Source organism: Microcoleus sp. PH2017_28_MFU_U_A (assembly GCF_020738035.1).
Taxonomy (GTDB): domain Bacteria; phylum Cyanobacteriota; class Cyanobacteriia; order Cyanobacteriales; family Microcoleaceae; genus Microcoleus.
Genome location: NZ_JAEQCX010000021.1, coordinates 58524 through 72297, shown reverse-complemented (window position 1 = coordinate 72297; position 13774 = coordinate 58524). Strand labels below are relative to the sequence as shown.

General features: G+C 46.0%; 9 protein-coding genes. 2 read left to right on the top strand and 7 right to left on the bottom strand.

The window, feature by feature from the left end:
• Positions 1–436 precede the first annotated feature (436 nt).
• From JGK14_RS00470 to JGK14_RS00450, 5 genes are all read right to left on the bottom strand, one after another.
• Positions 437–2734 carry a GumC family protein gene (locus JGK14_RS00470; protein ID WP_293223855.1) on the bottom strand — a complete coding sequence of 766 codons (2298 nt, stop codon included), beginning with the start codon at positions 2732–2734 and terminating at the stop codon, positions 437–439.
• Between the two features lie 506 nt (positions 2735–3240).
• Positions 3241–4824 (bottom strand): polysaccharide biosynthesis/export family protein, encoded by a 1584-nt coding sequence (locus tag JGK14_RS00465; protein ID WP_293223857.1) that lies wholly within the window; start codon positions 4822–4824, stop codon positions 3241–3243.
• 131 nt (positions 4825–4955) lie between these two features.
• Positions 4956–5666 carry a cyanoexosortase B system-associated protein gene (locus JGK14_RS00460; RefSeq protein WP_293174232.1) on the bottom strand — a complete coding sequence of 237 codons (711 nt, stop codon included), beginning with the start codon at positions 5664–5666 and terminating at the stop codon, positions 4956–4958.
• A complete protein-coding gene (gene crtB, locus JGK14_RS00455) occupies positions 5666–6541 on the bottom strand; it encodes a cyanoexosortase B (protein WP_293174229.1) in 876 nt (291 codons plus the stop codon). Before crtB ends, JGK14_RS00460 begins: the two co-directional genes overlap by 1 nt.
• A 344-nt stretch (positions 6542–6885) precedes the next feature.
• Positions 6886–8067, bottom strand: coding sequence for a DegT/DnrJ/EryC1/StrS family aminotransferase (locus JGK14_RS00450; RefSeq protein WP_293174226.1), 1182 nt, complete (start codon positions 8065–8067; stop codon positions 6886–6888).
• 195 nt (positions 8068–8262) lie between these two features.
• Between JGK14_RS00450 and JGK14_RS00445 the strand changes: the two genes are divergently transcribed.
• Positions 8263–9300, top strand: coding sequence for an NADP(H)-dependent aldo-keto reductase (locus JGK14_RS00445; protein WP_293174223.1), 1038 nt, complete (start codon positions 8263–8265; stop codon positions 9298–9300).
• A gap of 437 nt (positions 9301–9737) precedes the next feature.
• Here the strand turns inward: JGK14_RS00445 and JGK14_RS00440 are convergent, their stop codons facing one another.
• A complete protein-coding gene (locus JGK14_RS00440) occupies positions 9738–11678 on the bottom strand; it encodes a sensor histidine kinase (protein ID WP_325314569.1) in 1941 nt (646 codons plus the stop codon).
• 248 nt (positions 11679–11926) lie between these two features.
• Positions 11927–12793 carry a substrate-binding domain-containing protein gene (locus JGK14_RS00435; protein ID WP_293174217.1) on the bottom strand — a complete coding sequence of 289 codons (867 nt, stop codon included), beginning with the start codon at positions 12791–12793 and terminating at the stop codon, positions 11927–11929.
• 259 nt (positions 12794–13052) lie between these two features.
• Here JGK14_RS00435 and JGK14_RS00430 point away from each other — a divergent pair, with 259 nt between their 5' ends.
• Positions 13053–13577, top strand: coding sequence for a hypothetical protein (locus JGK14_RS00430; RefSeq protein WP_325314568.1), 525 nt, complete (start codon positions 13053–13055; stop codon positions 13575–13577).
• The last annotated feature ends 197 nt before the right edge of the window (positions 13578–13774 follow it).

Here is a 13774-nt window from a genome sequence, read left to right as displayed (position 1 = left end):
TACGTACCTTAAATGCCAAGAGCGCTAAAGCGCAACTACGTACCTTAAATGCCAGGAGCGCTGAAGCGCAACTACGTACCTTAAATGCCAGGAGCGCTGAAGCGCAACTACGTACCTCTACGGTATGTAGTTGGGATGCGAACCCTCTAGCTAAGGAATCACAATTAAATAACTTCCACTCTTGAAAGTGGGATGGGCGTCCCGCCCGTCCCGGAAAGACGGGCGGGACGCCCATCCCACAATAATAATTAAAATTGTAAGTTATTTAATTTGCGATCCTAACTCAACTACGTACCGTAGAGGCCAAGAGCGCTGAAGCGCAACTACGTACCTGTTTTTTAAAGAGCGCTGAAGCGCAACTACGTACCTTAAATGCCAGGAGCGCTGAAGCGCAACTACGTACCTCTGCACAACTAAGATGCTATCGAATGTAAAATTAGTTGAATTTACTATTAATAGCTTTGTTTTTTGACTTAGACTGCTGCGGTAATTGCCTCGATCGCACTTCGATCGCCCCATCGCTCACAGCACTCAAAGGCAACTCGAATTCATCAATATCATTGCGGTACTTCACCGCAATATCAGCACCATTAATAATCGCCCCCAACAGCCGCGGCCCCGATTTGTGCGAATCCTCATCATCAGATTCCAGCAACTGATCCGCAGCCTCAGACAACATACTCGCCAGAGTATAACCAGCCCGCGCCACCAAAATTATACCGTCCGTATAGGGTTCCAGCGTCAGCGCGTCGTTGCACTCGCTCAACGCCGGAGAATCCACTACCACAAAATCAAAGCGATTGCGAACATCCTCAAACAACCTCCGCATTTCACTCGATTCCAGTACCGCCGAAGCCTGCCGCAAACTGCCCGGACTCGGCACGACATATAGGTTCTCTACCTCTGGAACCAACAAAACGCACTCGCTCATATTGCCGTAATAGTGCAAAGGTTCCACCGCCGCCAGAGGATCCGCAGCTATTTTCAAAGATTCCACATTAGAACCCGATCGCAAATCTGCTTCAATTAACAAAGTCCGTTTACCCGATCGAGCCGACGCAATTGCCAAATTGTAAGCACTAAAACTCTTTCCCTCCAAAGGCGCCGCCGAAGTCAGCAACACCACTTTTACAGGCTTTTCGCCAATTCGGCGTAAATTAGTCCGCAACCGCTCGTAAAACTCTAAATAAGGCGAATTGGGTTCCAAAGCCAGCGGCATCTCCTCCCCATAGGAATCAAACACAATCACTTCAGGCAAAACAGCCAGTATTGGCACCTCTTTTTCCACCAAAGCCGCCCGCACTTCTTCCCAACTGTAAAACTTCCCGTTGAGCATTCCCAACAAAAATATGAACCCGCCGCCCAGCAGCAATCCCACAAATCCGCCCACCGCCAGCATCACCGGCAAACCTTTCTTGTTTGGCGGAACGTCATCAATTTTGGGAGGCTGGGCGACTGTCAAACTCCCCGTTGTCTCAGCTCTCGCCGCCTCAGCATCTACCAAAGCCGCCTGCATCTTATCGTAGAGAGCTTTTTTCAGCGCCACTTGCTGGGCTAACCGCGCTTGTTCTAACTGCTTGTTGGGGATTTTCGCGTATTCCTGGCGCAATTGTCGTTCAGTGTTCTCTACTCCTTTGAGTTGTTCTTGCACCACATCCCGCTGCGTTTGTAAAGCAATCAAACTTTGAGCTAGCTGCTGTCTCGCCGGGTCTAAAGAAGAGTCTATCCGAATTCGATCGGCACTTCTGAGTGGAGCCGCCACCCCGTTCCCCCCGAGCACCTCCGATTGTCGCTGCTGTAACTGCTGCTCAAAAGCTTGTTTTTGTTTGAGCAATTCCACAATTTTCGGGTGTTCCTCCTGCAAGTCGCTACGCAGAATTTTGAGCTGAGATTCGATCGAAAACAGTTGCACTCGCAGTTGTGCAATAATTGGATCGGCAGACAGTGCTTGAGCCACGTAAGCTTGCTCTCCATTCAATCCCAAGCGTTCCTGCAAGCTTTTAATTTGAGCTACTATTGCTCCCAACTGCACCCGGAGTTGCCGCTGCTGCTGTTCGGTGGCGATAATCGCTTGCGGCAAAGTACCGCTCTGAACTGCTAAAATAGAAGTTTCTTCTCGTTTTTCGTAGGATTCAAGTTTTGCTTCCACCTCTCTGAGTTCCTGAGTTACTTTCGGCAAGCGTTGGTTAATTTTATCGATCGTTTTTCGGACGCTGAAATTATTAGAATTTTCGCTGTAAATCACCATTTCTTTCATCAAAGCCTCTGCTCGCTTTTCTGCTTTTTGGGGATCGGCATTTTTGTACGATACTTGAATCAAAGCACTGGGGTCATTACTCTTGGTCGGCATCTTGATCTCCACGCCGTCTTTCAGCTTTTTAGTCAATATTTTTACTTTTTCGTTCAATTCTTCTGAATTTAGTTCTGCTGCTTGTTTATTTAATTTGTTTTCTGCTTTAATGAGTTTTTTGGCGGCTGCTTGGATGACCTGTTGATTGAGCAACTTATCTTTAGTTATTTCTTGTCCTTCCTGTTGAATCTTGGTAGTGGTTGATGAAAAAATCACGGTCGGCTTGCTGTAGGCCAGCGTACCTTTAGCAACGTAAACCGGCGCCTGATTTGGCTGCACGGCAACTACTCCGGACACGCCCACAGTCACCGCAAGAGTGGCTAGTCCCACCCACTTGTATTGGTCAAAAGCAATCAAATAACGTTTGACAACTGATAAAGTCATAACTATTTTAGATTTTAGATTTTAGATTTTAGATTGAAGAATTGCTAACTATAAATCCTAACTAAGTAGGTGATGGAAAAAAAACTATAGCCTTTTGAGCTCCCATCTGAGGTACCAGACGTGCATAATAGGGCATTGGCAAACAGGGCAAACAGGGCATTGGGCAAACAGGGCATTGGGCAAACAGGGCATACCTCATTTTTTTGAGAACCGCTGTAGTATCTTGTCTCGGCGGGTTTAGCTAACAGTCTTTGATAGAAGCGAGTTTACGAGTACAAAACCGCCTCTCCCTAAGCGTGTTTATGTGTAACAACCTACTGAATGACCAATGACCAATGACTGATTTTTGCGATCGGGGACAGCACTGCTGACTAATGACAACTGACAACTTACAACTGAGGGCTGGCACGGGGGTACAGCCCCTACCAACTAACAACCAACAACCCACAACTAACAACAACTAACAACTAACCACTAACAACTAACCACTAACAACTAACCACTAACTACCTATTATTATTATTGTTGGATGGCCCAAACAGATTGTTTACCCCATTTCTCAACTGCTCAAAAAACAGAATAAATCCCAAAGTATCCCGGAATGGTCGAGTAAAGGTATTGAGAACATAACCAATACGCTCTACCAGATTCCGACCAATCACAATCACATCATTATCTTCCAGCATCGGGTTCTGAGAAACATTGCCCTCCAAAGCAGCTTTTGCATCTATCTTGCGGTTGATTGCTCTACCTTGCTTTTGGTCGAACCGGATCAAGGCCATTTTCCGCAAATCAGCCAGATTCACAGGCAAGTTGTTGATAGCATCCAAAAACTTGCTGCCATTTTCTAGGTAAAACGAGGTCAAACTACCACTAGCGTAACTCAAAACTCGAACGTAGATCCTGGGCTTAATCAAGGTAGAGCGCGCCACCAAAGCTTTGTCGTAGTCTAGGTTTTTGATACTAGCGTCCAATTCTGGGATGACAATCACATCTCCCGAGGCCAAAGGAAAATCGAACAAATCGTTAGCCTTTGCTAAGGGAGTGTAGAGGTCGAGGGGTTGCTCCACCGAGGAGCCATCCACCAGCGTCCGTCGCACTCGCACGGCTCGTAAATCGGCTTTTCCCGTGACTCCCCCCGCAATCGTCAAAGCGGCGGAAATTCGACCTGAACCCGCCGGAAGCGTGTAAAAACCAGGTTTGCTGACTTCTCCGGTGACTGTGATTTGAACGGGGACAGCGGCAGCGGCTAGGCTGTATCTGGATGCTAAATCTCGATCGGACTTGCGATCGGCTGTAACCTGTTTATACGGTACGACGATCGCATCTCCATCTTCCAAACGCAAATCCGGCGGAGCAATACCAGTTTGCAGCGGCGTCAAAATATCAACAACTTGCTCAGCCACAGCACCACCCGGCAAAGTCCGCCGCACCCGCACCGCCCGCAGTTCGGCCGTCGGAGTAGTCCCAGCAGCAGCAGCCAAAGCCGCCGGAAGCTGCGGAGTTTGCAGCGGATAAAAACCAGGCCTGGCCACTTCCCCCGTCACCGTCACCACTACCGGGCGCTGAACGAGCAAAGCAGCCGAGACTTGAGGATTTTTGATAAATTGAGTAAAGCGCTCGCGGAGGCGCTGCTGTGCTTCTTCGACGGTAAGGCCGCGCACATTTACTGTGCCGATTAGCGGCAGTACAATTACCCCTTCAGGGCTGATTGCACCCGTAAAATTTAGCTCTGGAAAGCGCTGAACTTGAACGGAAATCTGGTCTCCCGGGCCCAGGCGGTACGGCCGATTCCGAAAAGCTGGGTTAATTTCCCTGTTGAAATTAGTAGGTGGCGGTGGCGGTACGCGCAGTGGCTGTGGCGGCACAAGTCGCTCAGAACTAGGAACAACAGATTGGGCTAAAGCCGTTTCTGAAAAAACCTTGCCGTTAAAGCCCCACAATACAGCAGCGAAAGATAGAGTCCAAGCACTTGAATACAGGCCAGCCAAGGAAAAAGCGACGCGATTTCTAATTATGAATTTATCCGGCATTTTGAAATAATAAAAAAGGGTAATATTTTCAATGTTTCGCTGTTTTTTAAGTTTCATCTCCGCAATTCTCAACTATAAATATCTACTCTTGATACCAAATTCGTTTAACTTTTCCTCTTGATTCTTCTAGCCCGCGGAGGCGGTCTTTGTTTGTGTAGAAGCGATTTCAATCGCCCTCTTGATTAAACTCAGAAAATTTCTGCCATTAATTGAGTCTGAACACTTTGGCCCAGAGATTCCAGCAGCGGTTCAACTATCTTAATATCGCCCTGCGGTTGGATGGGAACTATGATACTGACAGCAACCCAAGAGGCGCGGCGGTTCGACAGCCTCGCTATACTATCTTCCCAAAACCAGCGGCTGGTTGCTGGAGAACCCCCATTAGGCCAAGCGTACCACTGCACGACAGCAAAAGTTTGTTGAGAAGTCCAGCTTCGGAAAAACCTCGTCTCGATAGTAGGTGAGGGCTTGTCGGATGTTGGCGCTAATTTAACTGTAAACCTCAAAGTGCGATGAGAATCTGTTTGCCACCGGTGAAATCCATCAATATCTAGCCATTCTACTTGCGGCTGGTTTTTGGGGGAATTTTGAGGCATTAGCAATAAAATGGCAATTGTTTGATGATTTTTAATTTCTTCAACTAACCATCTGTGTCCGCCAATTTGAAGGTTATTCTGGATGCGGATCACCTCCCAGTCAGGAAGTGTCATCCCGTGTTGGCGCAAACTTTTTAACTGCTTGAGGTTTGTAACTGTTGGCGGATTTGTCCAAGGCCACCTTCCCGTCGCGTAGCCAGGAATTGCTACTCCCGCAACCAGTACCAGCAAAAACACCAGTACCACAATTTTAGATACTTGGTAGCGCCGCAGTAGTTTCCGTGCTGAAATCATTTGTTTCATTAATCGGCAGGCTGGCTTGGGAAATACTTTTCCATCCCGTTGATGAGAAGTACCAATAAGCCTAGTATACAAGCAGAATACAAGTCTCCGCCCCATCCGGCGTGCAACCAAGTAAAAAGTCTCTCTCTGTCGGTTCCGTGAAAGTAAGTCAGCAAAGTGTTGCGGAGAATGTTGGAAGTGATGCTAATGATAGATGTGGCCACTAAAAACAAAATGCTTCTTTTTTGGGAACTCCAAACTCCCGTCCAATCTATCAAAATTAAGCTGACATAAAGACTGGTAAACAGCATTTTTAAGCCTGCACAGTGAGGGGCGACTTCGACAATGCGATCGTTTACGTACAGATAAATTTCTTCGATTCTCACGTTCAGACCGACTTTAATTAAGATCCAGCCTGATACTTGAGCAATGAAGTGCTGTAACGGCAAGGCGTAGGGTTCTATGAGGTAAGGAATGTGATTTGGCGAGGCAAAAAATACGAACAAAAGCGGCATTGCTTGCAATTTTAAGCCGGAAAATCCTTTTAAAGACAAGCAAATACTGGCTAGCATTAGTGGTAGAGATAAATTCACCAAATCGCTTAAGCGACTCAGATAAAAAAGCGTTGCTATTAACAGCAAAAAGCTTCCCAAAGGATGTGGCGAGTCGCCTAAGCGCCGCCAGCAGTTTCGGTTTGTCCAAGCAATATAAGCGGCGTAGGGTAAACCAATTATTCCGTGGCTGAAATATTCGTGTTCGATGCTGATGTTTTTGTTGAACCAGCCGTCGTACCAGTGTACTAGCAGGGGGGCGTAAAGCAGCACTAGGAGTACCGTGATACCTTCCCCCATGAGGTATCGCTTGAGAACAATGCGAATTCGGCGCTGGATTTGCATGGTTTGAGAAGTTTTGACATGGCCGCGCTGGATTCGCAACGCGAAAGCGATTTTGAACGGTGAGTTAAAGATTTGTTAATGCCCAACTCCAACGCTTTGAGATTTCTACTCTATGGCTTGCAACATCCTCACCATAACTTTTATAAACAATTAAGTAAATTAACTTAATTAAAGGTAAAATACCGATCGCGAAACAGTTTACTGTCTGTGTATTCTTCCATCTAGAGCATTGCGTCTTCTTTCAGTATTGCGCCTTCCTTCAGTATTGCGTCTTCCTTCTGTCAACTGTCAACTGTCAACTGTCAACTGTCAACTGTCAACTGTCAACTGTCAACTGTCAACTGTCAACTGTCAACTGATTTCTCGATCGCCCTTACAACCTGCTCGATCTGAGTATTGCTCAATCCGGGATACATTGGCAAGGATAAAATTTGTTCGCACAGGGTTTCGGTGTGGGGGAAGTCGCCCGGATTGCCTAAGTTTTGGTAGGCTGGTTGCAGGTGGCAAGGTACGGGATAGTGGATGCCTGTTTGGATGCCTTCTCGGGTGAGATGTTCCTGAAGGGTGTTGCGGGCGATCCTCTTCGTTGGCGTAGCCCCCGTAGGGGAGGGCTTCCGTAACGGGCTTTTGTCAGTAATCTGGATTACGTAGAGGTGATAAATGTGACCTGTGCCGCTGTGATTGGCGATCGGTACAATGCCTTTGGGTTTCAGGGGTTCTAGTAGAGTATTGTAGTATTGAGCGGCGTCGGTGCGATCGCGATTCCATTTTTCCAAGTAAGGCAATTTCAAATTGAGCACGGCGGCTTGCAAATTATCGAGGCGGCTGTTGGTGCCGATTTCTGCGTGCAAATATTTGCTGGGTGCTCCGTAATTGCGGAGAGTTCGCATTTTTTGTGCGATTTCTGCATCGTTAGTAATTAACATCCCACCATCGCCAAAACAGCCGAGGTTTTTGCTGGGATAAAAGCTGAATGCTGCTGCTTTACCAAAGGAACCTGCACGGTATCCTTCTCTTTCGGCTAAATGGGCTTGTGCCGCATCTTCAAATATCATTAATTTGTGGCGGCTAGCAAAATCTAAAACTTCCCTAGGCGATACCATTTGACCGTAGAGGTGTACGGGGATAATTGCTTTAGTTTTTGAGCTGACTGCTGTTTCGGCTGCTGTGAGGTCAATCAGGGCGGTTTCCGGGTCACAATCTACCAGAATAGGTACTGCTTTGGCTTGAATCACACCAATTATAGTAGCGATAAATGTGTTGGCTGGGAGGATGATTTCGTCGCCCGGATGGATGCCACAAGCTTGGAGTCCAAGGGCGATCGCATCAGTTCCACAAGCCACTCCTACGCCGTATTTTACTCCAGAAGCTGCTGCAAAGGCTGTTTCAAATTCTGCCAGTGCTTCACCTAAAATAAAGTCTCCGTGCTGGATAATTGTTGCAAGTGTTGCTGCTATTTGAGATTCGATTGGTTGGTGTTGCAGGTAAAGGTTTACAAATGGAACTTTTGGCTGGCGACTGCTCATACATCGGAGGGAGAGTAATTATTTATATTAGCACTTAATTGCGGAGATATTTTATTTTTTTTAACCGCAGAGGGCGCAGAGATCGCAGAGAAAAAGAGGAATAGAGGAGAAAGCCGATCTCACTTTTCTGAGCTGTATATTAAATCAAGGTTTTTCGGTAAGATAGAATTAGATAATTTTTCGGCAATTGAGATCGTGGAATACAAAAAACTAGGTAACAGCGACTTATTAGTATCTGAAATCTGTTTGGGTACGATGACTTACGGCCAGCAGAATACGGTTGCAGAAGCGGCTGAACAGCTCGATTTTGCGATCGCCCGAGGCATCAACTTTATCGATACGGCAGAAATGTATCCGGTGCCGGGAAAACCCGAAACTCAGGGCAAAACAGAGGAATATATCGGCGAATGGTTGGCGCGACAGCAGCGGGATAAAGTCATTATAGCTACTAAAGTGGCCGGCAGAAGCACTCGATTGAAGTGGATTCGGGAAGGGAAAAATCAGATCGATCGCCCAAATGTCGAAAAAGCCCTGAACGACAGCCTGAAGCGCCTGCAAACAGACTACATCGACCTCTATCAGATCCACTGGCCCGATCGCTACGTGCCCCTATTTGGTGCGCCAGATTACGACATCGCCCAAGAACACGAAACCGTACCGATTTTGGAACAATTAGAGGTATTTGCTGACTTAATTAAAGCTGGCAAAATTCGCTATTTGGGTTTGAGCAACGAAACGCCTTGGGGAGTTTGCGAGTTTTGCGAATTAGCCGAAAAACACGATTTGCCGAAGGTTATTTCGATTCAGAATGCTTTCAGTTTGAGCAATCGGACTTTTCACATGAATTTGGCAGAAACTTGCAGATTTAAAAATGTGGGATTGATGGCTTACAGTCCTTTGGGATTCGGACTTTTAACGGGTAAATATCTAAATGGAATCCCAGAAAATTCCCGACTGGCTTTGTTCGCAGGATTCGGTCAGCGTTACGATAAAACTAATCTGAACGATGCCGTGAAAGCCTATGTTGAGATTGCGCGATCGCACGGTTTGAGTCCGGCGCAAATGGCTTTGGCTTATGTGCGATCGCGTTGGTTCGTAACTAGCACAATTATCGGTGCAACATCGATCGCACAACTTGAGGAAAATCTTAGCAGTTTGGAGGTGACTCTCGATCGAGATATCGTAGCAGAAATCAATTCGGTACACGCGAATTATCCCAATCCCACGCCGTAATCCTTATTAGTAGGTTGCGGTTAAGTGATATAGCCTCCGCTCGAATGACCGCAATCAGTAAGGTTCGTAGTGCGGACTTCAGTCCGCAGCCCAAACACAAAATGAAGGGCAATACGAACCGTTTTTGTTAAGGTTAAATCATATCATTTTCGCTGGAATCGCCATCCTAAAATTGGTTCGCTCGTTCGGATTTTATATCGTTTCCGGTAGCATCGGAATTATATATTTGAATCGTTCAGTGCGAGCGTCTCGCTCGCGATCCACTCGCGAGCGAGACGCTCGCACTACATAATTCGGATGCTACCGGATTTGATTTTATTCCTCAGGTGAATGCGGACTAAAGTCCTCACTACAGACCTTCAGAGCAATTGCTAATTGCCAATTATCAATTACCTAAGCGTAACTCATGTTACACCATAAGTGCTATAATTATTTCCCTAATGAACTTGATGGTTGCCCGATATTGGCAGCTCGATGATAAATTTCGTGCCGCAGTTTGGTGCAGTATCGCACCATAATTTTCCGCCATGCTTTTCAGCAATTATCTGATAGCTAATAGATAAGCCTAACCCGGTTCCCTTTCCCACTGGCTTGGTGGTGAAGAAAGGGTTAAATAGGCGCGATCGCACATTCTCTGGAATACCTGCACCATTATCGGCAAACACTATCTGCACTTGATTTGGTTCCGTGCGAGAGGTAGTAATGCAGATCGTGTTCGGGTTGGTGGCAATCTGATCGAAACTGCGCCCTCGGTTGCTCTCCTCCAAGGCGTCAATCGCATTTACTAGCAGGTTCATAAATACTTGGTTGAGTTGTCCTGCATAGCATTCTACCTGCGGCAAATCGCCATATTGTTTTACGATCTCAATGGTTGGGTGTTGTGCTGTCGCTTTGATGCGGTGTTGCACAATCATTAATGTGTTATCAATGCCTTCATGCAGATTGACAAACTTCAATTCTGCTTGATCCAGGCGAGCAAAATTGCGGAGCGAAATTACAATTTCCCGAATGCGATCGGAGCCTACTTGCATCGAATGCAGTACCTTGGTGAGATCTTCACTCAGAAAATTTAGATCCACATCATCTAGTTCTGTTTGCAGCGATTGGGGAGGGTTCGGATAGTGCTGTTGATATGAATTGAGCAATCGCAGCAGTTCTTGTGTATATTGATTGACGTATGTGATGTTGCCGTGAATAAAGCTAACTGGATTGTTGATTTCATGGGCTACGCCTGCTACCATTTGCCCTAGTGCTGACATTTTTTCACTCTGCACCATCTGACTCTGGGTACGATGCAATTCTTTCAGCGTGCTTTCTAATTGCTGCATTTGTTGGCTTAGTTGTCGATCGCGATTTGTTAGCTCTTGTGCCATAACGTTAAATGATTGTGCGAGCATCCCCACTTCATCTTGGTTGTTGACGGGAATTCGAGTGCTTAAGTCGCCTTGGGCTAATTGCTGGGTTGCTTGGGTTAGGCTTTGAATCCGACGCCCCAGAGATTGGGTGATGCGAAATCCCCAGAGTGTCACTCCCGTAACCAGGAAACTTCCCAGCAGCCCAAAGCCACCCACCACAAACCACAACTTTTGTTCTGCTTGTTCGGTTTGTATGACAGACTTGAGTACGGCGATTTTGAGGGTTGCGCGATCGAATCCTGGTAGCCCGATCGTTTTAATCAAGTAGTTTTCGCCTGCAATCTTTGCGACTTTAGGTAGAGATTCAGGCTGGGGAGCTTGCCAGGGTCGATCGCGATTAAGCTGTAAAGTAGAAGCAGTTATGCGATCGCCCTGGAATGCAACTAAGTGCATGGATGTGTTACCGCGAATTTGCTGAAGTAGTGCGTCGTCAATCGCACCCCCCACAACCAAACCAGCCAAAATTTGTGTAGAAGATTTGATCGAGATCAATCCCACCAGGGAGGGTACAGCCCCTTTTTCTGCCAGCAGAATGCCCGATAAACTTAGTCCAGCACGAGCCGCACGATTGATGGCAGTATCTTCTAATATTGCTTGTGTCAGTGCTCCCTGCTGCGAAGATACTAAGAGTTCACCATTTGTGTCTACGATTCTGATCAAATCCAGTTTTAAGGATGCCTGGATTGGTAACATGGTACGGAGCAATAAAGGGCGATCGCCCGCAGCAACGGCCCTGATTACATTCCTGTCCTCGCTCACCCAACGAGCTTTTAAGTAGAGCAATTCTTGCTTTTGCTTCAGATCTTGTTGGAGTAAAGTAGCCCTATCTTCTATCTCCTTGTGCGCCGTTTGTTCTAAGTTCTTTCTGGCAAAATAACCAAAGCCCAGGGTTCCGAAAGTCCACAGGCTAAGGAATGCCACCAACAAAGGAGACAACAGCTTGACTGAGATTGGGAGTCGCACATATCTGAAGCCCTGTAACATATCTACTTCAACCTAGGATTGAGTGTAGCTAAAACCATGTAGTGTCAATTTAAACGTCAAGTTGTTTAATAAATCTAGCTTACCGCGCACTCTCGATACCAGTAAATATTCCTTAAAAAGGGGGAATCGATCGTCTAGTCCCTTCTTAACAAAGCTGGATAGAGAAGGATCGAGAAGATTGTTAACTCATCAGTAAGCTGACACTAGGTTCGCAGCTCAAGTTGATGCTATTTACTAACAACAAACCCAGACTTCTCCAAAGCAGTGGTTCCTGACGGGCTAAAAATGTATTTAATCAGTCCTTGAGTAGACTCCGAAGCATTTTTATGCCAAAGAATTTCGATCGGGCGTACCATTTGATATTTGCCTGCTTTGACATTTTCGGCTGTAGGCTCAACATTGTTGAGACTAAGACGGTTTACGGGTAGTTTATGGGAAATGGCGTAAGCCAGGGAAAAAGTACCGATGCTGTAGGGAGTGCTTTGAATCGCCTCGATTAATTCTCCTTCTTTGCGGAACACTACTGCTTGCGGTGAACTCTTCAAATCTTTTCCGAGATAGTGTTTGCGGAGGAGGCGTTTGGCAGATTCATCTTCTGGGCGATCGAGTACCACAATCTTAGCATCGGGCCCGCCCAGTTTTTTCCAGTTGGTCAAGGTGCCGCTGTAAATGGCTTTGAGGTCTTTAGTGGTCAGGTTTTTCACCCCTTTGACGCTGGGATGAGTAGCAACGAGAAGGGCATCGTGGGCGACTTCACGAAACTCTAATGTGCCATCATTTTCCTCGGGCTTTAATGTTTTAGAAATTGCACCAATATCAATAAGTTGTTGTTTGACTCCTGCAATCACTGTTTCAGATTGTCCCGGCTCTAACTGAGTAATTTTGGTGTTTTGGGAGGTGGATTCATAATTAGTCGCTAGCGTCTGAATCACACCTATTGTGCTGCTTGAACCTCCGATTTTGAGCGAGGCATCAGTTGGCGCTGCTGCCGTTGCAACCGTTGTAGCCGTGGAGGTACTGGCGTTTGTTGAGCAACTGGGCAAGCCGAAAAGTGCGATCGCGCCTAAAGTCAGGATTAATAAATTCCGTTTCATAGTATACAATTATTGGGTAATATTGTCAGCTTGCTAAATTTTTCATCAAACCAAACAGCAATCATTTTTTTGTGCTTCCCTGACTTGGCCTTACACTAACATAAATACCTAAAAGTGGCGATCTATTTAAAAATTCTTTACAAACTTGTGTATAGTCGAAGCGTTTGAGCAAAAATCTGTAAGTGCGATCGAATATCATATATTTTCATACTTTTGCATAATCGGGAGAGCGCGAAGTTCTAACATAGGAGTAGCAGCCATGAATAGCGGTCAAAAATTTAATTTTAAATTAGGAGAGCGTTTCTTAGAAGACTGGGCAGAACCTCCAGAAGATCCATTAGGAGAGCTTTCTCATTTTGAAATGGGATGGCGATGTTTCTGTTTTGAATACAACCATAAAGTTTTCATAGAAATAGGTGATGCTCAAAAAGAGGTGTTTTTAGATCCAGATATCTGTATGATGATCGACAATTACTTTCCCAAGGAAATTGCGAAGCTATCGCAAGGTAAACCAATAGAAATAGACTTTGGTGAGAGTTGGTTTACTATTATGTTGCTACCGATCGACAATAAGATTAACTGCACTTGGATCGAGTTTGGGACTTCGTGCTGGGAAAAGGTGTTTGAATGCGATCGCGCTCAAGTATTAGATACCCTCAGAGGATTTTTGACGGAAGTGATGCAGCTAGCGGTAGATCAGGGTTACATCACGCTGTTCGAGAAGGAGGAGTTTATTCGTCCGGCTTTTGCTAGCAGTAGCGATGCTGTGGTATTGAGCAAGTAGTTGGTTTTTGGTGGTGTTTTGGGCGATCGCCCTTGACGCAGAGGAAATGGGATAGAGGAGCGATCTAAACTTTAGCATACCTAACTCAACAATCTTTCAAGTCATTATTCCCAATATTGGGAAAATTTCCCAGATTGGATTGACGCTGATATCAGGTAGAGAGGTTTATATTTATCGATATTCGGCACAAAATATAG

Bases quoted from the DNA above. Each gene is read 5' to 3' on its own strand.
- JGK14_RS00470 (WP_293223855.1), bottom strand. From the start codon at position 2,734: ATGACTTTATCAGTTGTCAAACGTTATTTGATTGCTTTTGACCAATAC.
- JGK14_RS00465 (WP_293223857.1), bottom strand. From the start codon at position 4,824: ATGAAACTTAAAAAACAGCGAAACATTGAAAATATTACCCTTTTTTAT.
- JGK14_RS00460 (WP_293174232.1), bottom strand. From the start codon at position 5,666: ATGAAACAAATGATTTCAGCACGGAAACTACTGCGGCGCTACCAAGTA.
- crtB (WP_293174229.1), bottom strand. From the start codon at position 6,541: ATGCAAATCCAGCGCCGAATTCGCATTGTTCTCAAGCGATACCTCATG.
- JGK14_RS00450 (WP_293174226.1), bottom strand. From the start codon at position 8,067: ATGAGCAGTCGCCAGCCAAAAGTTCCATTTGTAAACCTTTACCTGCAA.
- JGK14_RS00435 (WP_293174217.1), bottom strand. From the start codon at position 12,793: ATGAAACGGAATTTATTAATCCTGACTTTAGGCGCGATCGCACTTTTC.
- JGK14_RS00430 (WP_325314568.1), top strand. From the start codon at position 13,053: ATGAATAGCGGTCAAAAATTTAATTTTAAATTAGGAGAGCGTTTCTTA.